The organism is Dyadobacter luticola (assembly GCF_005860805.1).
In the GTDB taxonomy this organism is placed as follows: domain Bacteria; phylum Bacteroidota; class Bacteroidia; order Cytophagales; family Spirosomataceae; genus Dyadobacter; species Dyadobacter luticola.
In genome coordinates this window covers 228,733-251,708 of sequence record NZ_VCEJ01000008.1, presented here as the reverse complement: position 1 = coordinate 251,708, position 22,976 = coordinate 228,733, and the positions used below count along the sequence as shown (strand labels likewise).

Below are 22,976 nucleotides of genomic sequence, written 5' to 3'. Positions count from 1 at the left end.
TCAGGTTTTTATAAACTTGACTTCTTTTTTTACGATCTTGTTTTATGAAAAAATCCATTGAAAAGCTTTACGAAATCGCCCAGGCCAAATCCCGGAGGATCATCGGCTTAATGTCGGGCACCTCGCTGGACGGGCTGGACGTTGCGCTTTGCCGGATCGAAGGCAGCGGCACAGATACGGTTTTAAAATTGGAAAAATTTGCTACCGTACCTTATCAGGATGATTTTCGGGATGAGATCAGGAAAATTTTCGCAAAACGCGAGATCGACTTTCAGCAGCTCTGTCTGCTTAATCCATACATTGGAACCACGCACGGAAAGATGATACTGGATTGTCTAGGAGAATGGGACATCCCCACAAATGATATCGACCTGATCGCGAGCCATGGCCAAACCGTTTTTCACGCTCCAAAAAAGCAACACAAGCTTTCAGGTTTTCCAAACGCAACATTGCAAATCGGCGACGGCGATCATACTGCAGTAAAAACCAACATCATCACACTCAGCGATTTCCGGCAAAAACACATTGCCGCAGGCGGAGAAGGTGCCCCGCTGGCAGTTTATGGTGATTATTTCCTTTTTTCAAAAAAAGGGGAAAACCGCATTCTATTAAACATGGGAGGCATCGCCAACTTCACTTACCTGCCTGCAACATTAGATTCCAACACAGTTTTCACAACCGATACCGGCCCCGGAAATACGTTACTGGACGCCTATACCCGCCGCTTTTTCCACAAACCTTTCGACGAAAACGGTGAAATTGCCGCAAGCGGAAAAGTCAATGTGATATTACTGGAAGAATTAAAATCCCTGCCCTTTTTCAAACTCCCCTTCCCGAAAACCACGGGCCCGGAAGTCTTCAATTTCGAATACGTAGAAGCCGCCATCCAAAAATCAAAACTAACATCCCTCACCCGCCAGGACATCATAGCCACCTTAACCCGCCTCAGCGCCGACACCATTTCCGAAGCCATCGCCAGCGTCACCTCTCCCGATGAAAAGTACACGATCTACGCCAGCGGCGGCGGTGCACATAACATTGCCCTCATGAACGCAATCCGCGAAAACCTACCATCGGAAGTAAAACTGATCGATGAGTTGGGCGTTTCAGGCGATGCGAAAGAGGCAGTTCTCTTCGCTGTTTTGGCTAACGAGGCAGTTGCCGGCACACAGTCGCATTTTGGTCAAAAGGACGGCGTGCCGGATGTGAGTATGGGGAAGGTTTCGTTTCCTGAGTAACCTATCTATTTTGCTCAGACCTCCCACTGCGCTCCTCATACTTCCGCTGAATTTCCTCAAATGCTTTTTGTCGTTTAGGAGCCCAGTAAACGGTTTCCAGATATCTGTGTAGGAGCAGCCCAATCATTAGCATATACAACAATAGCGGAAGCTGCTTTTTTTTCTTGAAAAAACTTTCAACCCTTTCCTCTTTCGAAAGAAAGTTAATTTTCAAAAACAGAAACGTCCAGAAAATACCGAGGACTATGTAGATCCCGCCATGATTAAACATCATTCTGGGATAATAAGCCCCAAGCAAAATGTACACCAAGGCAGTTAATATCAGCGCCCAGTTGATAACTTTAATGTTGAAGATTGTTTTATTCATCTCCGGATTCGGTTGAAATCGCATTATTTCCGCCAGCGCATCCGTCCATACTGATTTCAGATTTGTTACTTCGCAAACTTAGCTTCAAACTACCTCAGCAGGCAACCGTCAAAAGTCAGTAAACGATCCGCGATTTGGCGGGCGCTTTGGATTATTCTTTGATGCGTATGCAAGATCGCCCGTTGTGTAAAACCATCTTGTTATCTCGGTATTACTTGAATGTAGCTTCTCAGCACGCCGATTTGTATCGCAGGAACGTGTTGAGGATTTAACAAAAGTAGCGTTACTTTTTACTTTTCTTGCCACATATAGGAGGCTATCCATTTTCTTTACACTAAAGATAAAGGATAAGATGTACGACATTACCATCATCGGCGGCGGCATTGTGGGCCTCGCCACGGCGCTCCGCATTAAGGAACAGAAACCTTCGCTTAAATTGCTGCTCCTCGAAAAGGAAAACGAGGTGGCGAAGCACCAAACCGGCCATAATAGCGGCGTGATACATTCGGGGCTTTACTACAAACCGGGCAGCCTCAAAGCCACCAACTGCATCCGAGGATACCAGATGCTAATTGATTTTTGTGATCGGGAAAATGTGCACTATGATCTGTGCGGGAAGATCGTTGTGGCAACCACCGAGGAGCAGCGACCGTTATTGCGCAATCTTTTTGAACGGGGAAACCAGAATGGTTTGATCAAAAACCGGATGATTTCGCAGGGGGAAATCAAGGAAATTGAGCCCTATGTAAATGGTTTGGAGGGGATTTGGGTGCCTTATACCGGCATTATTGATTATAAAGTCGTTTGTGAAAAATATGCGGAATGTTTGCGCAGGCTGGATGGCGAGATTCAGTTTGGCCAAAAAGTAACGGACATTAAAAACCGCAACACACATTCCGAAGTAGTCACAGCGACGGGCAAAGTTTTTGAAACAAAACTGGTTGTAAATTGCGCCGGTCTTTATTCCGACAAAGTTGCTCAACTAACTCAACCCGAGAATATCAAAGTTCGCATCATTCCTTTCCGCGGTGAATATTACAAAATCCGGCCGGAGAAACATTTCTTTGTCAAAAACCTGATTTACCCTGTTCCTGATCCTAACTTCCCTTTCCTCGGCGTGCATTTTACACGTATGATTGAAGGCGGGATTGAGGCTGGCCCAAATGCTGTCTTTGCCTTCCGGCGCGAGGGTTACAACAAGCTGGATATTAATTTTCCTGAGTTATTCGAATCGCTGGCCTGGCCAGGCTTCCGCAAAGTGGCGGCCAAATATTGGAAAACGGGCATGGGCGAATACTACCGCTCTTTTTCCAAAGCCGCATTCACCAAAGCCCTGCAAGGCCTGATCCCGCAAATAGAAAGCGAAGACCTCATCCCTGGCGGCTCCGGCGTACGCGCGCAGGCCTGCGACTACGACGGCGGTTTGCTGGATGATTTCTCGATCATTGAGAATAAAATGGCAATTAATGTCTGCAATGCGCCTTCGCCGGCGGCTACTTCTTCGCTGTCGATCGGGCAGACGGTTTCGGAAAGGGTTTTGGCTAGGGTTTGACAGCCGCACCATCCTTTGCCGCGGGTCAAAGTCTGTTTGCCCGCAACCTTTGCCTCAGTCCTAGGTCTGAAACTCACTTTCTTTAACCCCGGGCTTAAGCCCGGGGTTAAAGAAAGAGGCTGAATTTTATTAATAAATTTTTCTTTCTAATTTTATTCGCGCTGATAAGCTCCCTGAAAAGACTTGTCGCTCATTACTACGTTCAAAAAGAGAAAAATCGAAACCAAAAAACCATGAACAAAACGGCAAAAGCACCTGTGGCAGAAGCTGCTAATGGTGAAAAGAAGGGAGACCGATTGACCCGCTTTATTGAAAAAGTAAGAGCGGATCAAGAAACTATTAATCTGTTTTACGACGGAAAAATAACCAGGGATGAATTACACGCACGAGGAGTCAGGTTCATTTAGGGCCTATGATTACACCGTCGAATATAGAGGCGGCGACAAGGAATACCTTTTTCAGACTGAATCTGGCGCTCATTATTCCTGCTATTTTGCTAATGCTTCGGCCTATTTCGAAGACTATCCGCTAGTGAAAGATGACATTGTAACCTTTGGATTAAAGCGAACCAGCCAATCCAAAGGTTTTTTTGTGGACAAGTATGACGCAAGAATCAAAGCAACTGTCTTCCAGATACTTTGCCATGTCATCGAAATGTATCCTGAAAGATCGATGCTAGTGATGTATGACACATCGGATGGCAGGCAACGAAACAGGAAAATCACATTTGCCCGATGGTACAATGAATGCTCCCGGTTATTGAAAAAGAAAGTTACCAGAATCAGCATTAGCGGATCAAGTATTTGGAGTGGAGAAAAATTTGATATGATGCTGCTTGTCCCGAATACCTGCTCGAAACTTGAACAAATTAAGCTTAGTGCATTTGAGATCAGGGATGAACTGATCTCAAAAGGCTATCCGCCCACGCTTGAATGTCGTATTGAATGCAAATAAACTATGGTAAACTCATGAGCAAAATGGCAAAAGCACCTGTGGCAGAAGCTGCTGATGGTGAAAAGAAGGGTGATAGATTGACACGCTTTATTGAAAAAGTAAGAGCAGATCAAGAATCTATTAATCTGTTCTACGACGGAAAAATAACCAGGGATGAATTGCATGCGAGAGGAGTCAGGTTCGTCAAGGCCCTTTAATTTTAGATAGTAAAATGTAACCTTTGGATTTCAGGCCATCGAGCCTGAGATCAAGGTTACATTTTTTACTTTATACTGAACTACACATCACTAAAACTATCATGAAGACATTCGCTACTATCCAAGAGGCGTTCGAATTTTGGGTCAAGAACATCTATCCTTCTTTGGCGCCAGATATGAAAAAAGGCAGAGCTGTGCAGGCAATGCAGGATTACCTATACGAAAGAGGAATTTCAGAAAAACGAATGCGTCGAATACTACTTGAATTTGGTCATTTCGAGATTGAAACTATCGTCAGATTAAAGCCTTAAGCACGCAGTTCTATGCAGCGATTTCCATCAATTATAGATGCATTTGACTGGTGGATCAAAAATGAATATCCAAGTCTATCCCCTGATTTGAAGAAAGGAAAGTTAACAGATGCTTGGCGGGACTACATACATAAGAAAAGCATTTCGGAATCCAGAATGAAGAAGATTTTGGTTGAATATGGGCATTTTGACATTCACATTATCATCACCCGAAAGCCTTGAAGATTCTTATTTTCTTGTTTAAAAAAGTCGAGAATTTCGACTTTTTGCGTATTTTTGAAAGATGAAGAAGTTCGCCTCGCTGTCCGAAGCTTTTGATTGGTGGTGTAAGAGTGTATACCCAAGTTTACCGCCAGATGTCAAGAAAGGCAAGTATACAAGTGCCTGGAAAGATTTCACCTACAAGCAAGGAATATCTGATAAAAGAATGACAGAAGTGCTATCAAAATTTGGTGATGTAAACGTGCAAACCGTCGTAACATTCAAACCAAAATAAAATTTTTTACCCAAATTGGTCGAATTTTCCGACTAATTATTTCAAGAAAAAACCCGGATGCTATCGTCTCCAAACTTCAACACCCGGGCCAGTTCAATTATCTTTTCACAATCAAACTTTCGTAAATGTATGAACACATTCGAGAATTCAGCAAACAAATCCACTAACAATTCACACTCAGATTTGACACAAACCGAACTAGCAATGTTGGGCGATGTCAGGAAATTCTTTCAAACCGATAGCTGCGCCGAGATTATTGGCTCCATGAACTCGCTGCTCGAAGCTTTGCTTTTTTGCAAAGATCTGGAAAATGTTACCCCTGAGATGCGTGTTGATATTGCTAATCAGCTGCGGACGGTAACATTGCTTTCGAAATTGAATGAGCGTAATGTCAGAAATATTCCGCAAGCCTAGTGGTCCAAGAGTTTATACTCCTTTAAAATAAAAACAGGTCATTCCAGAGCGGGATGACCTGTTTTTATTTAATATATAATCCTAAGCCTTCTTAGTCTGGGTCAAACCGAATGTTACCAGATGCACTACTGCAAAAATCATGGAAAAATAGAAAATTCCGGTGTCTTCGCCATCGGTTGTTGCGTGGTGCGCGTAGGCGATGATGGCCAATGCAAGTGCCAGTACAAGACCCACAAGCCCAACTGTCTTACTTCCATTCACAATTGAAGCGGGCAGTCTATCGGACAAGAAGCTGTTTTTGATACCATAATACAGATACACATCGAACCCGATAATCATCCAGACAAACAAGCGAATCCAGGTATCGAGCGGCAGAAATGCCATCATGAAAAAACAAACGAAAATACCGAGGATCGGTACCAGCGGAACCAGCGGGGTTTTGAATGCGCGGGGAACATCCGGCCTCTGTTTTCGCATGACCATTACGCCGATACACACCAGGATAAACGCAAACAATGTTCCGATACTCGTCATTTCACCGACCACGCGGGCTGGTACAAATGCTGCGAAAAGGCTCACGAAAATCAGGAACATGGTGTTGCTCTTCACCGGCGTCTGATACTTTGGATGAACGCTCGAGAATACACGTGGCAGCAAGCCGTCTTTACTCATACTGAAGAACACGCGGCTCTGGCCGAGTAACATCACGAGAATTACAGAAGAATAACCCGCCAGGATCGCGACGATGATCGCGCGGTTCAACCAGGGATAATCTGGGTGGATAACTCCGGCTGCATCCGTGGTACCCATCGCTTCGATCGCCACCGCTACCGGTGCAATTCCGTCTTGTCCTTTGAATGAAGTGTAAGGAGTCACGCCCGTCATCACGTGCGCGAAAAGAATGTAAAGCACAGTACAAATCACCAGTGAACCCAGGATACCGATCGGCATGTCTTTCTTGGGATTTTTAGCTTCCTGCGCCGCGGTACTTACTGCATCAAAACCGATGTAGGCAAAGAATACGATAGCCGCCGCTCGGACTATACCGCTGAAACCATATTCACCAAACGTGCCCGTATTTTCAGGAATGTAGGGTACATAATTGCTTTCATTGATGTACTTCCAGCCCAAAACGATAAAAATAACTACCACAATCACTTTCAAACCCACGATTACCGCATTCACAGTAGCACTTTCTTCGGTACCTTTCATCAGAAGCAAGCTCATCAGGATCACTATGAAGATCGCTGGCAGGTTGATCATTCCGCCGTCAAATGGTCCGACTGTCAATGCTGCCGGGAGGTGGACGTCGAAGCCTTCACAAAACTTGACTAAATATCGGCTCCAACTGATACTTACCGTGGCAGCTCCTACCGCGTATTCCAATACAAGGTCCCAGCCGATAATCCAGGCGATGAACTCGCCCATCGTGGCGTAGGAATAAGTATAGGCACTTCCCGCAACCGGGATCATGGAAGCAAACTCAGCGTAGCACAATCCCGCAAAGGCACAGCCCAGGGCAGCTACGATAAATGAAATGGTAATAGCAGGGCCCGCCTGATTTGCAGCCGCCCCACCTGTTATGGAAAATAATCCGGCCCCGATGATCGCCCCAATTCCCAGCGCGACCAGAGAGCCCGGCCCCAGGGTGCGTTTTAACTGGTTACCCTCACCAGAGGACTCTTGCATTAATTTATCAAGAGGTTTTTTAATCCATAATTGACTTGCCATAAATACTGAGTTGGTGTTATAAGGATTTTGAAAGACCTATAAAACTAAGAGAAAAATTCGCCAAATGCGTATAGGGACAAAATAAAAAAAGGGAGAGCACGAATCTCACCCTTTTTTCTTCTTCCTATTATGCTTTTACTTTTTTGCCCGCCACAGGTGCCGCAGGATCAACTACGGCCAGCGCCGGCTCTTTCTTTTTCTCGCGCTGCAACAGGTCTACCACGATCGGAGCTGCCACAAACAGAGACGAATAGGTACCCACGATTACCCCAAGCAACATACAGAATGTAAACCCGCGGATTACCGCACCACCAAAGATCATCAACACGATCAATACCAGGATTACCGAAATACCGGTTACCGCGGTACGGCTCAATGTACTGTTCAATGCGTTGTTGATAACCACGGAAAGACTTTGACCACGTGATTTATCATCAGCCAGGTAATCACGGATACGGTCATAAATTACAACGGTATCGTTCATCGAGTAACCGATCATGGTCAGAATCGCGCCGATAAATGCCTGGTCAATGTCGAGTGACCATGGCAGCCAGCCGTTGAAAAGTGAGAAAATTGCTAGGATAATCACCACGTCATGCGCCAGGGACATCACTGCACCGTAGCTGAACGCAACTCTTTTAAACCGGATCAGGATATAGATAAAGTTGGCCGCAAGTGCCAGAAGAACCGCGTAAACCGCTGACCACAAGGTGTCTTTTGCCATCGTCGGGCCTACTTTGTTCGAGCTTACAACGGTAGCTTTGTTATTAGGAATTTTGCCAGCCGCTTCCAAAACTTTCGCTTGCGCTTTTTGATCCGCATCCGGCGTAGTTTCGTCGATCAGATAGGCAGTAGTCACTTTTACCTGATCTTGTCCGCCGAAAGTTTTCACCTCCGTAGCCGATCCCAATGTCTGGTCCATGTTGGTACGAAGCTGATCTGCATCCACATTCTCAGCGAAACGGATCACATAAGAGCGTCCGCCTTTGAAATCGATACCCAAACCAAAACCTTTGAAAATAAACGAGCCGATACCTATCGCGATGATCACACCGGAAATCAGGTAAAAACGGCGACGCTGGGATACAAAGTCAAAATGATTGTCCTTAAACCAGTTTTTGGTTAAACCGGTGTAAAAGTTGAACACTTTACCATTTTTGATCTGGTTTTCAAGCAGCAATCTTGTAATGAAAATCGCGCTGAAAAGTGAGGTTAGAAGACCCAGTACCAATGTTGTAGCAAAACCAAGTACCAACCCTGTACCGAATGTATAAAGGATAATACCTGTCAATAATGTTGTTACGTTTGAGTCGATGATGGCAGACAATGAATTCTTGAAACCATCGCGGATCGCCTGAGCGAAAGGCTTTCCTGACTCAATCTCCACCTTGATACTTTCGTAAATCAACACGTTCGCATCCACGGCCATACCGATCGAAAGTACGATACCCGCAATACCCGAAAGCGTCAGTACGGCACCAAGCGACGCCATGACTCCTAAAAGAAAGAACAAGTTGATCAACAATGCGATATCAGCAATCCAGCCGGCTTTGTTATAATAAGCCACCATGAAAACAAGTACGATCAAAAGACCGATCGCCGAAGACCAGAGCCCGTCGCTGATCGCCTCAGAACCCAATGTTGAACCTACCACGGCTTCCTCAACAATGTGCGTTGGCGCTGGTAACTTACCCGCTTTCAAAACGTTAGACATATCTTTCGTTTCTTCCACCGTAAAACTTCCGGTAATGCTTGAATTTCCGTTTGGAATTTCGCCCTGTACAGTCGGCGCAGTGTAAACCAGGTTATCAATAATGATCGCTACCGGGCGGCCTACGCTGCGGGCAGTGAGCGAGCGCCATTTGCGGGCACCTTCACCGTTCATACGCATCGTCACTTCCGGACGGCCGCGGTCGTCGTAATCGTGTGTAGCATCTACAATCACGTCACCTTCCATCGCAGCCTCACCATTTTGTTTTTTGATAAAATAAAGAGGCAAAATCAGCTGATTACCACCTGCTTCGGTTCCTTTGCGATCCCACATGAAAACCAAGTCAGCAGGGAACATAGAACGTACCTCGGGGCGGCGCAGGATTTCACCAGCGCGGGCTGTATCTTTCAAATAAACACCCAAACCTTGCGGCATTGGGACGAAAAGACTTGTCAAAGCCGCAGTTTGCGCAGCTACTTTCGAAGAATCAGATTGAGTAGAATCTGCGTCGGCTTTTTGAGCAAGCTGCTCAGCCAAACCACCTGTTGTCGATTTTTTAGAAGTATCGGTTTTAGCAACTGTTGCTGCTGTCCCAGGTTTTTTAGTCGCTTTTTCGATCTCAGCTTGTTGGGTCAGATATTTACCTAAACCTTCCAGACCGGCACCCAATTCGTTGGTCAGATAGACTTCTGCAAATTCCAGTTTCGCGGCACCAGACAAAAGACGACGTACACGCTCAGGGTTATCTACACCTGGAAGCTCCACCAAAATGCGGTTTTGACCCGGCAGACGCTGAATGTTAGGGTTCGTCACCCCAAATTTATCGATACGTGCCTGTGTAATCTGGAATGCCCGGTCGATAGAACCGTTGACTTCCGTATTCAGCATTTTGATCACATCCGCATCCGAAGAGCTGCTGCTGATCTTGCCACGGTTGGCGCTGGTAGCGAAAAGTGCCGCCAGGCTCGAATTCGGCGCAGCTTCTTTATACGCCGATGCAAAACGGTTGATAAAACCACTGTTGCTGGCCGATTTGTCTTCACCTGCTTTTTTCAATGCAGTTTGAAATGCTGCGCTGCGTGAATTTCCGCCAGCCATACCTTTCAAAATGTCGGCAGGCGCTACTTCAAGTACCACGTGCATACCACCTTGCAAGTCAAGGCCCAGGTTCAACTCACGCTCGGTTACCTCCTGCAAAGTATGCCCCAGATACACATCCTCGCGCCACAGGGAGTCGATATAATGCTGTTTTTTAGAAACATTTACTTCACCCTTGGAATCTGTGGCATAAGCAGTTGCCTTACTTTTAAAGCTGCGCGAAACGAAGGTGAAAGAAAGATAATAGACGCTAATAAGGGCGATCACGATCGTCAACCCTATTATTCCATTCTTGTTGGTCATTTTTTAAATTGTAAAAATTGAAACTGATAATGCTGAAAAAACGGTTTTCCCACGCCAGAGAGCGCGGCAGGTAGTTGCAAAAAAAGAGGGATAAATGCTCGTGAAAAAGCTTTGGAAACCCTGAAACCGGGTGGTCAGGGGGCGTTGGTGACTATAAATCTTCCGAAGATGCGGTGAAAATACGATACCAGAAATACGGATTCTTCGAAGGCAACCCGGATAACCGACTCGCTGACAACAAATTGCCAAACGGGCTGAGGCGCAAAATAAAAGTAATGCGAGAAATCAAATGAAATGGCTGGCGTGATGACTGCGTCCAGCGAGAGGGTACTTACTTTGGCCTGATCTGCATCTGAGGACTGAGGAGCCCCTTTTTTGGTCAGATCTTTGGCAATTTCTTTTGATTTGGAAGTGTAGGATTGGATCGAACCGGAATGATCAGACCAGGAACGCGCCCCTGCTACCATCAAAAGCATGATGGCGAGCATTAAGCTAATTGCCTGATTGATAACCTTGATACGCTTCACTTACAAATCATTTTCCAAAATGAACCGCAAATTTGATTTTAAAAAATCAGAATCGCAAACTATTTTTTTGAACAAAACGATGTAAAAATTCAAACATTATATGGTACCTGTCAAATTAAACGATGCAAAACGGTGGTTCTATAAAAGTGCATAACCCAGCCGTGGCGCAATTAGATTTTCATCCCCTAGCCGGAAGATAGAAGCATTCGGATCAAGCTTCAAGGCAATGTTGTAATCACATTCCACCGGAATAAACCAGGCCGCAAGCCAATTGACAAGTGTATCAAAACCAGCATCCTGCAAACATTTCTCCAAACTTTCCTGGTCCGGCAGCTCGATTTCCACATTCAAATCAGCCTGGTAAGTGTCCATTTCGCCGCCAAACATCGTATCCATTCCCAGCCGCGAGCCCGCGAGTGAAGACTCCGATTCCAGCAGATATTTTTTACCAAACTCACTTTTAACATTGACCGGCAAATTCAGCACCGCCGACATCACCTCACCGGCCATTTCCATATCACCCCGGTTTTCTGAAACAAAAGGCAGCACCGGCAGCAGCTTCACGACGGTTTCCTTTGAAATACCCGCAGGTACCTGCCAGAAACTTTGGAGCTCTTCCAGCAAATAAGATTCAGGATCGAGCTCAAAAGCGCGCTGCTCCAACTGCGTCAATGTGACCCGGTTCAGAAAAAATTCCTGTTCAAGCGGGAGAAAGAACATGCGGGATTTCTGCTCTTTTTCACGCTGCAAGCGTATTTCATCAACCTTTTTCTTCAATGTATTGATCGAAGTCGATGACGGTAAATGAAAAAGCTGCTCGGGCAGATAATCATAAATCCCGCTCCGGTTGGACTCAATCACCTGTCCCTTGAAATGCCCGATTTCCTGCTCCTTCACCGCCTCCACATCCAGATGGCTCCGCCGCTTAAATGCCCCTAGCGAGCGAAAAAGAATGTCACCCGCAGCCACGCCGTCTTCCAGCCACGAGCTGGCGATAAATTCGGCCCTGAGATCGGAAATTTGCTCTGCTATCATGTTTTTTTAATTGGCGGTAACAACCTGCACCGGATACATACCTGACGATAATTTCTGGATTTTCAATTGAAGCAACCGACACGAACTCGCCCATTCCTCCTGATTTTCAACTCTTAATGAAGGAGTTAATGTGATTTGCAGGCAGCGCACAAAACCTTGTCCGGGCATATTTCCCTGCGAAAATGCTGGCTTCACCTGCACATTTCGCAGCCGGTCGCCCAGCTCGGCGAGGCAGAATGTGCGGATATCTTCCTGGGTAACAAGCCGGTTCCGGGTAATGATGTTCTTGCGCAGTTCCTGCACATATTCGGTTTCGTCGGGCTTAGGTTTGCCGCCCGTCGAGCGGGTGAGCAGGATCATATCTGAGTTGCTGATGCCTGTCGCGGCGTAGGATTGGAGCTTTGTTCCAGCGGGCAAGCCGTTTGCAGATTCGGACAATGTGGTCCAGTAAGAAACAAAAAGTACGTCCGGATTTTTTTCACCTTTAATCACGAGAAATGGCTGCGCCGTGGTTTCACTGGCCTTTTTTACCCCCAACTTCTGCTCGATCCGCGCCATATTCTGTCCGATTTCCCGCAAAGAAGAAGCCAGAAAATCCTCCCCGATCGCACTGAATGCCGTGACTTCATCCCGCAACAATTCCATCAGCTGATACAAAACTGCCTTCGCATTCCGCTGGTCAAACCGCCCGATCCCCTGCTGCCTTAATGTGTAAGTTCTGTCCACATTCCCGGCCTCATTTTCCTGGTCAGATCCGGAAGCATAGTACACCTGGTTTTTCTGATTAATCACCGAGTTGACTCCCAGAAAAGCATCCGAAGAAGGCAGCGCAATCCCGTTCAAGCCCGATTGCAGGCGGTAAGTCAGCTTGTGCAGCTGCTTGTTCAGCACCGGAAAAGCATTAATCGCCACAGAAATATTTTCAAAACCCGCCGCGGGAAACGAATCAGGAAATTTGACTTTAAGCCAAACCAAAGGCTTTTTTAATGTTTGTAACGTGCGGTTGTCGAATGTTCTTTCAAATTCAACCGGATAAGCTTCGGTTTTGATTTTTCCTTTTTCCCAAAAATCAGTACTCGTAATACGGACAAAGCTTTCGTCATAAACCAGCACCTCGTCGGCTGCCTCTTCATCCTGCATCCCAATGCTGATCGGCAATGTTTGCTGATTTACCTCCCAAACCGTCAGCGGCATAAATTCACGGAAAGCATACATCCCCGGATCATTGACCCAATCAAAATAAAACCGGAAACCCTGCCAGGAAGTAATGCTGGCTTCCATATCCAGGGCAATCCACAAATACTGGTCGCCAGGCTGCATCCGCCCAGACGCCACCAATGTTTTCGCTCCTTTTTCCATGCTATACAGAGCTCGCGGCGTGGCAAAATGAACGATCGAAGCATTCACCACCGGATAATTTCCCGCCGGCGAAAAAAACGTCTCCGCAGCCTCCCCCTTCCGCACATTAGCCCGCTTACAAACCAGCTGATTCTCAGGATTAATCCAAGTCAAAGACTCCACCGACCGCGCCTGCGCAATCGCACTCGCCGGCTTCGGACTATTCTGAACCTGCGGCGAAAGTATCTCCGCCAACCGCGTCATCAACCGCAGCTCAGTCCCCTGGATTTCCTGGCCGACTTTTTCAAATTCAACGGAGCAGGCATCGATGAGTAGCTTTACCAGCGGATCGAAATGGTCTAATTGGGATTCGTCGTATCCCCAGAGCTCCGCGGAGCGGCGGAGCAGGCGACGGGAGATGGTTTCTTTTGAATAAATAGATTGATTCATATAAGACATATTTGTTATGTCATGCTGAGCGGAGTCGAAGCACGCTACTGGCTAGGCAGGATGCTTTCTTGCACTGTGCTCACCGGTAAAGTGCTTCGACTCCGCTCAGCATGACAACCATGATAGCAATGTGACAACTATTAACCATTTCGAACAACTCCGAACACCCCCGAACCATTTCGAACTACGTAAACAACACCTGACCATACCTGACAACCTCTGACCACACCTAACCCCTTCCTATTCAATCGACAACGGTGAAATAAAAATCCTCTCAAAAAACACAAAAGCCTCATTTGTACGCTTAATCATCGCTTTAACCTCAATACCAATGCGCTTCCGCACATAGTTATTCGTCTTCGTCAGCACTTCAAATTCCTCCACTTCCACGCGGATTTTGGTGTTCGTCAATCTCGGCTCGTAGCGGGCGATCGCTTCTTCGAGGGATTCGCGGATGAGGTCTTTCCATTTGATTTGGGAAAGTACTGCGAAGTCCTGTTCCCAGAGCGCGCAGCCGTAGCCGCTGTCGAAGCGGTTTTCGTCGAAATGCGTGACCATTAAAAGATACAAATGCTGGTGAATCGCCTCTTTATCAGAACATTTGGGGTGTGGCTGACCTGCTACCAGCCTGTCAAGCGCGAGGGGCAGTGCGTAGTTTTGGTCTTCCATGTTGGCGATTAATAAAATGTGGTTGCATTAATGAAAGTGTATCTTATTTTTGTCTGTATTAAAAACGGCCCCTTAACTCAATGAAATTACCTTTCGTTAAAACCGTCACCCAACGTTACCAGCTACTCTACGCCATATTTGTGATTGCGGTGCTCGTACTGATTGGCTCTCTCGGTTTTTGGATTTCCGACTACCGCGACGCGTATCCGATGGCGATGGTAAGTTACCTGATCCTGGGCATCCTGCACGTTTATCTCATATCTCAATGGTTTCCGACGCTCTTTGAAAATGCCTCTTTCAAAGCCATCGGTTTTACCCTGCTGATCAGCCTGCTCACAGCATTGCTGCTTGTTTTTCTGTACCACAAGCTCATTCAGGAACTTATGAAAGGCATCGGAATGTCTTCGGCGCTGGTCGGGTTTCTGTTTCCGGTTTTTGTAGCAAAAGTCTATCAAAGTTTCCTCGCGATCCCGCTTAAAGAATATAAAAAATGGTACTACCCAGTCGGTCAGCCTTTGCCTGATATGGATCTGCTCGATTTGTCCCGTGTGCTGGTAATCCAGTTTGAATTTACCAAACAATTCAACGAAACTGCATTCACCAACTTCCGGGCAAAAGCGCCCAATGCTATGTTATTCGGCGAGTTGTTTTTTATTTTTTTAAATGATTACAATGACCGCAACCCCGCCAGTCCTATTCAATATTTAAATCCCGATGGCGCACCTTTCGGCTGGTTATTCTACAAAAAAGCCCCCTGGTACAAGCGCCGCAAATACATGGATCCGGACCTCACATTCCAGGCTAACAATGTGGTCGATAACGAAACCATCGTCGCGATTCGCGGTTAAGGACTGGGTACCATCGGTTTGGGCCAGTCGATCATATTCGTCACTTCTACCGAATTTTTCAGGAAGTAATCTATCGGGTTAAAAACACCATAATCCTTCCGCACATAGGTTTGACAATAATGATAATCCTCGCAAATCAGATCATGTACCCGCCTCGCGTGTTCTTTTTGATTTTGGAAAAATCCGCGGTTGTTTGCCATATTAGCTGGCATCGCGGTACCATCCAAATGATGCTTTCTTAATGTTGATTTCCCCTTGGCCGACATATAAATGTTGACGTATAAAATCGAGGCAAATTCCTCAAAATTGGTGTATTGGAAATCTCCGATTGTCAGACCAAAAGTATTTGATTTCTTATTTTTCAGGAATCTGTAAGCATGCACCAGCTCGTGCAATAAAAATTCGTCGGCGGTAAACCCCGCACCATTACAATTTACCTTCCCAAAAACGCTCGGCGTGTAAATGATCTCAACCTGATTTTTCGATTTCCAGGTAGGCAGCGCCGCAGTAGCATTGCAGACTTTACTAAAATTAGGCGTGATTACGATTTCCCCGCTCAGCTCGCGGATCAACATAATCAATCCGTAACCCGTCATGCTGCCTTTCACAATTTCATCCAGCGCGGCCTGCGTGCCGGTTTCGTAAGCATTCAAATCAAAATTTCCCCAGCCCACCGGCCCGGTACCGGTACCGATAATAATGTTCGATGCGTAGTGACACGTTGTTGCCATACTTTCAGTAGGTTATTATTTTAAACAAACACCAGTTTTTCGCGGTAGCTGATATCATTCGGGCAGTGGTAGCTAGTTTCAGCATTGTCCCACATTACGGGCATGATAAATTGATTCGGCAGCCCACCATTCCAGGCAAAATTGAACTCCTTCGCCCAGGCGTTGCTCGGGTCGGTGGCACTTTGAAATGATTCGTTATCAACCTTGGTATGTCCGTCGATATCCCGTACATCAATAATCATTGCGCTACTGAATGTACCTCCCGCAGGTTGTTTGAAAAATCGGCGGCGCGTATTTGCAGTCGTAGGTCTTCCGGTGCCGAGGCCCGCCATGGTTTGTCTTCGGGTGGGTAAATGCGGCTGGATTCTCAGGAAAAACATTCGGCATTTCGGCGCCGAAATCATTTGTGCGCCCAGCGCTGCTTTGTATTCCAGCAACATAGGCTGATTACCACCAATGTTGCAGCCGCGGATAAAGATGATCGGCTTTTTCTCCTGAACTGCTATGAATTTCTCGGCCAGCCGTATCGCCACATTTGGCTGGATCCCCATCATGGAAGCCAGATTGATCACAGTTGTATCGCTCACAGGCAAATGCTTATTTTGAGCTAAAAGCGGGACAGAACTTTTCGCCAGCTGCGCCAGGTTACTGATGATCAATCCCGTAGCATTAAAACTGGTATTCTGCGCAAAAGGAATAATCAGCCCGTTTGTCGTCGATCCGTGCGAAACGATCAGATGCATCACCTCTGTCCGGCTGGCTATGTTATCCAGCAGCTGTTCGAGGTTTGTGAAATTGATGATCTGCCCGGTCGTGATCCGGCCTGGACCTGCTACGTCAAAACTGCATCGCTGGTAATATTCCGCCGCGAGCTGCATTCCCGGCCCCACATGCACCACTGCATCTGCCATAAATTATTTTGAAATTAGAGGGTTGTGAATCGCTCATTCGAAATGATAAATGTCATTCAGCACGCTCGCAAATGATTTGACCTCCCAAAAGAAAATGCCTCTTTTGGCAGCGCTTGCACCATACTCGCCGCTCCATATATCATAAAATTCCTTCTCATGGACATACTGCTTGCCGTCCCAGAGAGAGATATGCCGGTGTCCCAATGCAATAATTCCCACCCGTGAACCTAACTGGGACACAAAACCAGCACGATTTGCCGCACGGTAATTTTGTGAAACCGGATAGGTTTTGTCCAGATACACGATCATATCCACAACGCTGTAAATGTAGTTATCGCCGCTCGCGTCTTTCATGCTGCGCACGCGTCCACCAAAAACCAGCGGCGAATAAGGTAAATCATCAGGTATCCAAAGACCCGATTTATTCATCGCGTAGCTTAATTCAATCGTACAGGTTTCCTGATCATTACCAATGTAAGATTGTATCCCGCCTCCCATATTCATCGATTCGACCGTGTGATAGGGGTGGTTATTGAGCAATGTCTGAAAATCACAAAAAATCATAATTTCTATGCGTTAAAAACGGCCGTCAGCCGAAAGCCGACGGCCGAAGCCCTTTTACCACCGGTTCACATGCGGTGTACCGAACAACTTGATCTCTCTCGAAGACAATGTCAGGCTCGTCGTCATCGGCATGGAGCCGGTTTCGATGAAACTTTCGCTGTACTGGACGCAGTATACATCCGTCAGTTCCAGCTCTTTCTGGGTTTGCTCCTCGTCTACATTTTTGAATGTGATCTTGGCCGAAGCTTTCTTTCCGTCCGGGTCCACCATCCATTCCCACAGGCTCTGGCTGTCGGATGCGCTCGACGAATCGACCTGGATAAATACAGTACCGCCGTACACTTTGGAAGAAACACGGCCTTTATCGTCTATGGATTGTGACAAAGAATAGTTGCAGGAAATCACGGCAATTCCGTCGCCCGAGGGACCACCGTCCCAGGTAAAGTACGCGTCAAAACTTGAAGCTGGCATAGTTGTAAGTGTTTAAAAAGTGAAAAGAATAGTTATGGATATATTTAGTTAAGCATGATTACTGCACCTTTGATCGTGGTCGGGCCGCTGGCTTTCAGCTCGGCCATAGCGTCACCTTCCACACTGAGTTGCGCGCCTTTCAATTTTGCGCTGGCCGTACCTTCGGCATTCAGTTCGGTACCAGCCTTAATGTCGGTGGATGTTCCGCTTTCTATTTTAATGCCCTGATCGGCTTTCATGGAAATGCTGCCAGCCTGGACTTCGAAACTGGAATCGGCCTTCATCGTAATGTTGTTGGACGCTTCAACACTGACGTCCTTCGCTTTCAAATGGATCAGCCCGTTTTCGACCTGCATTTCGATAAACCCGTCGTCTTTGAAGCTCAATTTCAGGTTTGTATCTGTCTTGTTCCGGTTGCTGATCTGAATTTGTGCGTCGCCGTCTTTATCAATAAAAACCATCATATTCCCGGAGCGAGTTGCGACGACTTTGATGTCATTATTGTCGTTGGTATAGTTAATTTCTTCTTTGGGTTTGGGATAAAGGCTGGTCATCACGAAAGGATTTTCTGCCAGATTCCCTTCATATCCCACCATCACCATCGACCCGATTTCCGGCACGAAGTTCGCGCCACGGCCCTCCGAATTATGGAATGTTCCCACCCGCATCCAGATCGACTCCTGGTCCTGCTGACGCTGCTGACTCCAGAAAAATTTCACCCTTATCCGCCCCAGACTATCGCTATCATCATTCGCGATCACTTCCGCCTGTTCGGTTTCGCCCAGCGGATTTCTTACATGCGGATTATTGGGCGGATGCTGAGCCGATTCAGGCACCGCATTGAATGTGTTCTGATAACTCCCAGCCGTATTGATCTCATGCCGGACATGCACGACACGGTATTTGCCAAAATTCTCCTCATACTGCTCCCCACGCTCATTTAACCGCTGTCCTTTCACCGTCAAAACCGTCCCGATACTGATCGTCGGCGTCTCTCCGCTTCCCCGAAAATCCACCATGGAAGTTACCCGGGCCGATTTTTCCATTTTAGTCAATTCGTCCACCTCGCTCTGTCCGCTGATAATTTCCGGTGCAGGCAGCAATGCTGTTTGGGCAAAAAGGCTGTCCGATTGTTCCAAGGCAAACTCGCTCAGCGAAGTCAGCCCGTCCACATTCTGGGAGCTGGATTGACCGGTATAAGCTTCGGGTACTGTATAATTATAGCCTTCAAAACTGAACTGGGAAGGATGCAGCTTCAATGCTACGTCAAAATTTTGCAGCCCGTCCACCAGAAAATCCACCTCCGAACTATCATTACCGTGGCCCAGCACCAGCTCCTTACCATTATAATAAAACCACTCGCAGCAGCGGTCGGCGACGCGGCTCAGGAACCGGAAGTTGCTTTCATTATATTGAGTAAAAGGCACTGCACGACTGCCATTTTCGGGGTTCAGCTGCTTTCTGAGCAGATTTTGCGGGTAAGGCTGTAAAACGGTGTTGAAAATATCCTGCACGGTTCCCCTCAAAAACGAGCGTCTTTGAACCGAATCTTCGAGGACAATGGTTGGGCTGTACCCTTTCAGCACAAATGCACTGCTCATATCGCTCAGGCTCCGCAGGCGGATTTCGGTCACGATACCCTGGAATGTGAAATCAAAAGAATCGGAACCCAGCCGCGGACTAAATGAAAAAGTAATTTTCTTCCCCATCACCGCCCGGTGTGACTTATTGAAAAAATGCTCGCCCGCGTCTTCCAGTTGGTCAAAAGGCACCAGCAGCTCAAACCAGTGATGGTCAAACAAATCCTGCTCGATCACCAGGCCCAGGTGCCGCTTGATCTCCGTCCCGCCTTCGATTTCAATGGAAGTGTTTACCTGTCGTGCCATTCAACTTTTGATTTCAACCTGCCCGATCTTGACCTTCGTCGGCAACAGTACCAGCTCATAAACCAGGTCTGCCACGCTGTTTCTCAGAAAATAATCCTTGCCCCGGTGCTCCGGCTTGTACGCTTTTGTATCCGGCACGTGCGCCATGGTGTAATTCCTCATTGTTGTCGCATGCGCCAGAAATGATTCCCGGAACCCCACGCAATAGGCATCTTCAAACTCCATTTTGCGCAAGACCTGCGAGTCGCCGTCGTATTTGAACTCGATCTGCCCGCTCAGCTGCCGGTCATTTTTAAATGCCCAGTCGTACAGCAATGCAAAGTCGTCGTCCTCTTTCGGCGCAATAATCATCCGGATCAGCCGCGCCTTGGGCGCATCCGTCGGACTCCCGCGCTCGTCGGCATTGCGGTTGCAACCGTACGAAACTTTTTTGACAACAAACTCCTTCCCGTCCAGCGTAAAATGTGCTTCTACGCCAATCGTAGCATCCTGGTCGGCCATGGTTTAAAAATTTTCCAGTTTGGCTTCGTCCACCTCCACACTCGAAGCCGTGATCGTCAGGCAGGTGATAAAATTCTGCAACCTGTGCGTCAGCGCCTTGTCCAGATCGTCAGTACCGTCGTCAAACATTTCCACAAACTCAGTACACACAGCGTCTTTGAAACTGAGCGTTTTAAAAGGCCCATTCTCCCCGAACTGCTCCACCGTCAAATCATATTTCTGCGACGGCTTGTTGGCCCATTCAATCAGAAAATCGTCCAGCACCATTTCAAGCTCCACATACAAATGCGCCCACTGCATCGGCGAAGTAATCGACATCGCATCATCCACCGTCTGATGCAGCTCAAACCGCATAAACATGACCGTGAATTCGTGGTCGCCGTCGACTTTTAGGGTTGCTTGGAAGGGCATTATTGTTGCGCATATTCCGCTGCCCAGGCCGCTGCATCCAGGTCATCCCCCTTCTGCCCGGTGAGTGCGATCATGAAATTTTTGGCAGGAAAATAAGGTACCATGTGAATGTCGAGGTATACCTTGTCTTTTTGATTTTTATCCTGCTCAAAACGCATCACACTGAATTTTTCAATCAGTTTGCCCGGCCCGGTTACGCTGTCCAGAAACTTGATGATCTGCTTTTTGAGATCGTTTTTGGTGTTGTAATCGAAGTTTTCAAAGGCGCGGCGGTTCAGGAAGTCGATCAGCACTTTGGTAATGTAGTCGAAGACGCGCACCACCGAGTAAGTCTGTAAACCCACATTATCGCCATTGAACAAGGTTTTGGCCGAGAATGCCATCACTTTGCTATACTCATTGACCATCGGGATCAACCCCATTTTTTCCAGATCAGCGATCTCCGATTTTTTCAGCGGGAAACGCACACCATCCACCTCGCTCAATGTTCCGTGCTTTTTACCAGCCGCCACCTGCGACATTAGTGTTTTGTAAAGATTACCCGCCAATGCTGTCGAAGGTGGGATAAAAAGGTCATCTTCCTCACCCAGATCTGCATGTTTCGCCCTGCCTACCAGCCAGTTGCAGGTCATCATCACATTGGACAAATGTGCCGCGCCGCCGGTGAGGTTAGCAGATTCGAAAAGCTCCATCACATCTTCTGGTGCATCCAGGTGCATAAAATCTGTCACCAGCATTACCTTGTTCTGGTGCGCCATTTTAGCCCACTTATCCACCACTTTTCCCGACCCCAGGTAACCCGGCACATTCAGGATCGAATAGTTTTCACGCAAATCGAGACGGTCGAATTTGGCAGCCAGTTCCTCACCTACCGCGTCGATAAATGTCGTCACGTCCAGGTCCTGCAACTGTTCCGGATCGGCATTCAGGAATGTCACATTTTTGACTTTATCCTGGTCGGTATTCTTGAAAAACATCGCCACCGAGCGGTACGACTGTTCCAGCGGCCGCAATGTTTCCACCGCCTTACCGAGGTTTTCTTTCAGTAATTCAAAAGCCGTATCCGCCTGTTTCTGTCCGACTTCAATCATTTCAGGCACCGACTCCGCACTACTCAGCAGCTCCGACCAGAGTTCGAGCCGCTTTTTCAGCTGCTGACGTTCTTTCTTTTTATCAGCTTCCGTAAGAAATATTTTCTTACGCGCTTTTTTCTCCGGGTTAATGTTGGCAGCACCTTCAATGATGGTTTCCACCAGATCGTATCCGCCGTATTTCGCCAGTTGCGGCAGCCCAGCTTCCAGCGGAACCGCTACACGTTCTTTCAAAGCGCCCCCAGACGCAGCTTCATTTATTTTTGATTCGTTTGCCATGTCGATTTCAGATGAATGTTGTTAATGAGTTGCGACCAATTACTATTTATCCGCTTCCTCCAATTCGTTGATCAATGTTTGAAAAACACCCAGCAGCGCCGCCTTCGCCTCCGGTTTTTCCAGGGCGGCTTTCAGGATTTTGTTCACTTTTAAATGTCTGACAACCTGCTGGTAAGCTTCGTTTCTGGCGTCGAGGTCCTGCAAAAATGCGCTCTGCGCGATGATGCCTTTTTTACCAAAGTCACCCAGATTTTTGAACCGAAAATTCTCATTGATGAAGCTGCCGTCCTGCGTGATAAATTCTACTTCGGCTTCGGGCTGGTAATGTGCAAAAACCTCTTCCGTGGTTTTCAAATCGTACACCATTTCGGGCCGGGGCGAGGGATCGCCGGTAAGCTGCGTGGCAAAAAGGGTCCTGTTTTGGGGAATGTCCGCAATACCCTCGCTCGACTGGTCGATCTTGCGCTCATTTCCACCTATTCCGTAGTTGAACATAATGTTGTATGGTTAATGGTTAAGTTTATAAATGGGTGAAGGTTAATGTTTTAAAAGGCTAGTTGTTAACGGGTTAAATACTTTTCAACCTATCAGAACCGTCGGGCAGCCTGCTACTATGGTACCGCCATGTGCCGTGGTATCTCCCATGCGGGCGGCCGGTTTTCCGCCGATCAATACTGTCGTCGAACCCATCGCAATCACATCCGGCGGACCGACGCACACGCACATATCACCGACACAGGCGGCTGGCATTCCCCCAATCAGCACCGTCGGGCCTCCGGGCGGAAGCACCGGCCCGCCTACATGCGGGATCGGCGGCACACCGGGTGTCACCATCGGGCACACATGCATATCTCCTACTCTTGCTGCTGGCTGTGACATTGGTTTGTGGGTT

General features: G+C 47.3%; 27 protein-coding genes. 10 read left to right on the top strand and 17 right to left on the bottom strand.

Features of this window, described 5'->3' with window-relative positions:
• Nucleotides 1–44: 44 nt before the first annotated feature.
• Nucleotides 45–1,238, top strand: a complete 1,194-nt coding sequence (locus tag FEN17_RS24895) for an anhydro-N-acetylmuramic acid kinase (RefSeq protein ID WP_138368127.1) — start codon at nucleotides 45–47, stop codon at nucleotides 1,236–1,238.
• Between the two features lies 1 nt (nucleotide 1,239).
• Here FEN17_RS24895 and FEN17_RS24890 read toward each other — a convergent pair whose 3' ends face one another.
• The gene (locus tag FEN17_RS24890; RefSeq protein WP_138368126.1) at nucleotides 1,240–1,605 is read right to left on the bottom strand and encodes a hypothetical protein; all 366 of its coding nucleotides are present in this window, start codon (nucleotides 1,603–1,605) and stop codon (nucleotides 1,240–1,242) included.
• A gap of 352 nt (nucleotides 1,606–1,957) precedes the next feature.
• Here FEN17_RS24890 and lhgD point away from each other — a divergent pair, with 352 nt between their 5' ends.
• From lhgD to FEN17_RS24855, 8 genes are all read left to right on the top strand, one after another.
• Nucleotides 1,958–3,157: an L-2-hydroxyglutarate dehydrogenase gene (gene lhgD / locus FEN17_RS24885; protein ID WP_138368125.1), complete on the top strand. Its 1,200-nt coding sequence runs from the start codon at nucleotides 1,958–1,960 to the stop codon at nucleotides 3,155–3,157.
• A gap of 233 nt (nucleotides 3,158–3,390) precedes the next feature.
• A complete protein-coding gene (locus tag FEN17_RS27365; protein WP_171038001.1) occupies nucleotides 3,391–3,564 on the top strand; it encodes a hypothetical protein in 174 nt (57 codons plus the stop codon).
• A complete protein-coding gene (locus tag FEN17_RS24880) occupies nucleotides 3,530–4,111 on the top strand; it encodes a hypothetical protein (RefSeq protein ID WP_138368124.1) in 582 nt (193 codons plus the stop codon). Before FEN17_RS27365 ends, FEN17_RS24880 begins: the two co-directional genes overlap by 35 nt.
• Nucleotides 4,112–4,125: 14 nt before the next feature.
• On the top strand, nucleotides 4,126–4,308 hold the full coding sequence (locus tag FEN17_RS24875) for a hypothetical protein (RefSeq protein WP_138368123.1): 183 nt from the start codon (nucleotides 4,126–4,128) through the stop codon (nucleotides 4,306–4,308).
• Between the two features lie 101 nt (nucleotides 4,309–4,409).
• The gene (locus FEN17_RS27550; RefSeq protein WP_138368122.1) at nucleotides 4,410–4,619 is read left to right on the top strand and encodes a hypothetical protein; all 210 of its coding nucleotides are present in this window, start codon (nucleotides 4,410–4,412) and stop codon (nucleotides 4,617–4,619) included.
• A 12-nt stretch (nucleotides 4,620–4,631) separates the two neighbouring features.
• Nucleotides 4,632–4,841 carry a hypothetical protein gene (locus FEN17_RS24865; RefSeq protein ID WP_138368121.1) on the top strand — a complete coding sequence of 70 codons (210 nt, stop codon included), beginning with the start codon at nucleotides 4,632–4,634 and terminating at the stop codon, nucleotides 4,839–4,841.
• A 61-nt stretch (nucleotides 4,842–4,902) separates the two neighbouring features.
• A complete protein-coding gene (locus FEN17_RS27545; protein WP_138368120.1) occupies nucleotides 4,903–5,115 on the top strand; it encodes a hypothetical protein in 213 nt (70 codons plus the stop codon).
• A gap of 183 nt (nucleotides 5,116–5,298) precedes the next feature.
• Nucleotides 5,299–5,529 carry a hypothetical protein gene (locus tag FEN17_RS24855; RefSeq protein WP_205748186.1) on the top strand — a complete coding sequence of 77 codons (231 nt, stop codon included), beginning with the start codon at nucleotides 5,299–5,301 and terminating at the stop codon, nucleotides 5,527–5,529.
• 81 nt (nucleotides 5,530–5,610) lie between these two features.
• On the opposite strand, the gene FEN17_RS24850 is transcribed toward FEN17_RS24855, so the two are convergent.
• From FEN17_RS24850 to FEN17_RS24825, 6 genes are all read right to left on the bottom strand, one after another.
• A complete protein-coding gene (locus tag FEN17_RS24850) occupies nucleotides 5,611–7,260 on the bottom strand; it encodes an amino acid permease (protein ID WP_138368118.1) in 1,650 nt (549 codons plus the stop codon).
• A 127-nt stretch (nucleotides 7,261–7,387) separates the two neighbouring features.
• Nucleotides 7,388–10,372: a protein translocase subunit SecDF gene (gene secDF, locus FEN17_RS24845; RefSeq protein WP_138368117.1), complete on the bottom strand. Its 2,985-nt coding sequence runs from the start codon at nucleotides 10,370–10,372 to the stop codon at nucleotides 7,388–7,390.
• A 134-nt stretch (nucleotides 10,373–10,506) separates the two neighbouring features.
• Nucleotides 10,507–10,899 (bottom strand): hypothetical protein, encoded by a 393-nt coding sequence (locus FEN17_RS24840; protein WP_229208984.1) that lies wholly within the window; start codon nucleotides 10,897–10,899, stop codon nucleotides 10,507–10,509.
• A 138-nt stretch (nucleotides 10,900–11,037) separates the two neighbouring features.
• A complete protein-coding gene (locus tag FEN17_RS24835) occupies nucleotides 11,038–11,934 on the bottom strand; it encodes a type VI secretion system baseplate subunit TssG (RefSeq protein ID WP_138368116.1) in 897 nt (298 codons plus the stop codon).
• Between the two features lie 6 nt (nucleotides 11,935–11,940).
• On the bottom strand, nucleotides 11,941–13,722 hold the full coding sequence (locus tag FEN17_RS24830; RefSeq protein WP_138368115.1) for a type VI secretion system baseplate subunit TssF: 1,782 nt from the start codon (nucleotides 13,720–13,722) through the stop codon (nucleotides 11,941–11,943).
• Between the two features lie 240 nt (nucleotides 13,723–13,962).
• Nucleotides 13,963–14,391, bottom strand: a complete 429-nt coding sequence (locus tag FEN17_RS24825) for a GPW/gp25 family protein (RefSeq protein WP_138368114.1) — start codon at nucleotides 14,389–14,391, stop codon at nucleotides 13,963–13,965.
• An 80-nt stretch (nucleotides 14,392–14,471) separates the two neighbouring features.
• Here FEN17_RS24825 and FEN17_RS24820 point away from each other — a divergent pair, with 80 nt between their 5' ends.
• Nucleotides 14,472–15,239, top strand: coding sequence for a TssN family type VI secretion system protein (locus FEN17_RS24820; protein ID WP_138368113.1), 768 nt, complete (start codon nucleotides 14,472–14,474; stop codon nucleotides 15,237–15,239).
• On the opposite strand, the gene FEN17_RS24815 is transcribed toward FEN17_RS24820, so the two are convergent.
• From FEN17_RS24815 to FEN17_RS24770, 10 genes are all read right to left on the bottom strand, one after another.
• On the bottom strand, nucleotides 15,236–15,970 hold the full coding sequence (locus FEN17_RS24815; RefSeq protein ID WP_138368112.1) for a hypothetical protein: 735 nt from the start codon (nucleotides 15,968–15,970) through the stop codon (nucleotides 15,236–15,238). The genes FEN17_RS24820 and FEN17_RS24815 overlap by 4 nt on opposite strands.
• A gap of 20 nt (nucleotides 15,971–15,990) precedes the next feature.
• Complete coding sequence (locus FEN17_RS24810) at nucleotides 15,991–16,881, bottom strand: hypothetical protein (protein ID WP_138368111.1); 891 nt, start codon at nucleotides 16,879–16,881, stop codon at nucleotides 15,991–15,993.
• 33 nt (nucleotides 16,882–16,914) lie between these two features.
• A complete protein-coding gene (locus FEN17_RS24805) occupies nucleotides 16,915–17,445 on the bottom strand; it encodes a T6SS effector amidase Tae4 family protein (protein WP_138368110.1) in 531 nt (176 codons plus the stop codon).
• A gap of 54 nt (nucleotides 17,446–17,499) precedes the next feature.
• The gene (gene tssD / locus FEN17_RS24800; protein WP_138368109.1) at nucleotides 17,500–17,916 is read right to left on the bottom strand and encodes a type VI secretion system tube protein TssD; all 417 of its coding nucleotides are present in this window, start codon (nucleotides 17,914–17,916) and stop codon (nucleotides 17,500–17,502) included.
• A 44-nt stretch (nucleotides 17,917–17,960) separates the two neighbouring features.
• Entirely contained in the window at nucleotides 17,961–19,802 is a 1,842-nt protein-coding gene (locus FEN17_RS24795) for a type VI secretion system Vgr family protein (RefSeq protein WP_138368108.1), read from the bottom strand.
• Nucleotides 19,803–20,303 (bottom strand): type VI secretion system tube protein TssD, encoded by a 501-nt coding sequence (gene tssD / locus FEN17_RS24790; RefSeq protein WP_138368107.1) that lies wholly within the window; start codon nucleotides 20,301–20,303, stop codon nucleotides 19,803–19,805. It lies immediately after the preceding gene.
• A gap of 3 nt (nucleotides 20,304–20,306) precedes the next feature.
• Nucleotides 20,307–20,714, bottom strand: coding sequence for a type VI secretion system tube protein TssD (gene tssD / locus FEN17_RS24785; RefSeq protein WP_138368106.1), 408 nt, complete (start codon nucleotides 20,712–20,714; stop codon nucleotides 20,307–20,309).
• Entirely contained in the window at nucleotides 20,714–22,084 is a 1,371-nt protein-coding gene (locus FEN17_RS24780; protein ID WP_138368105.1) for a DUF5458 family protein, read from the bottom strand. Before FEN17_RS24780 ends, tssD (FEN17_RS24785) begins: the two co-directional genes overlap by 1 nt.
• A gap of 42 nt (nucleotides 22,085–22,126) precedes the next feature.
• Complete coding sequence (locus tag FEN17_RS24775; protein WP_138368104.1) at nucleotides 22,127–22,579, bottom strand: hypothetical protein; 453 nt, start codon at nucleotides 22,577–22,579, stop codon at nucleotides 22,127–22,129.
• An 84-nt stretch (nucleotides 22,580–22,663) separates the two neighbouring features.
• Entirely contained in the window at nucleotides 22,664–22,963 is a 300-nt protein-coding gene (locus tag FEN17_RS24770) for a PAAR domain-containing contractile injection system baseplate protein (RefSeq protein WP_138368103.1), read from the bottom strand.
• Nucleotides 22,964–22,976 lie beyond the last annotated feature (13 nt).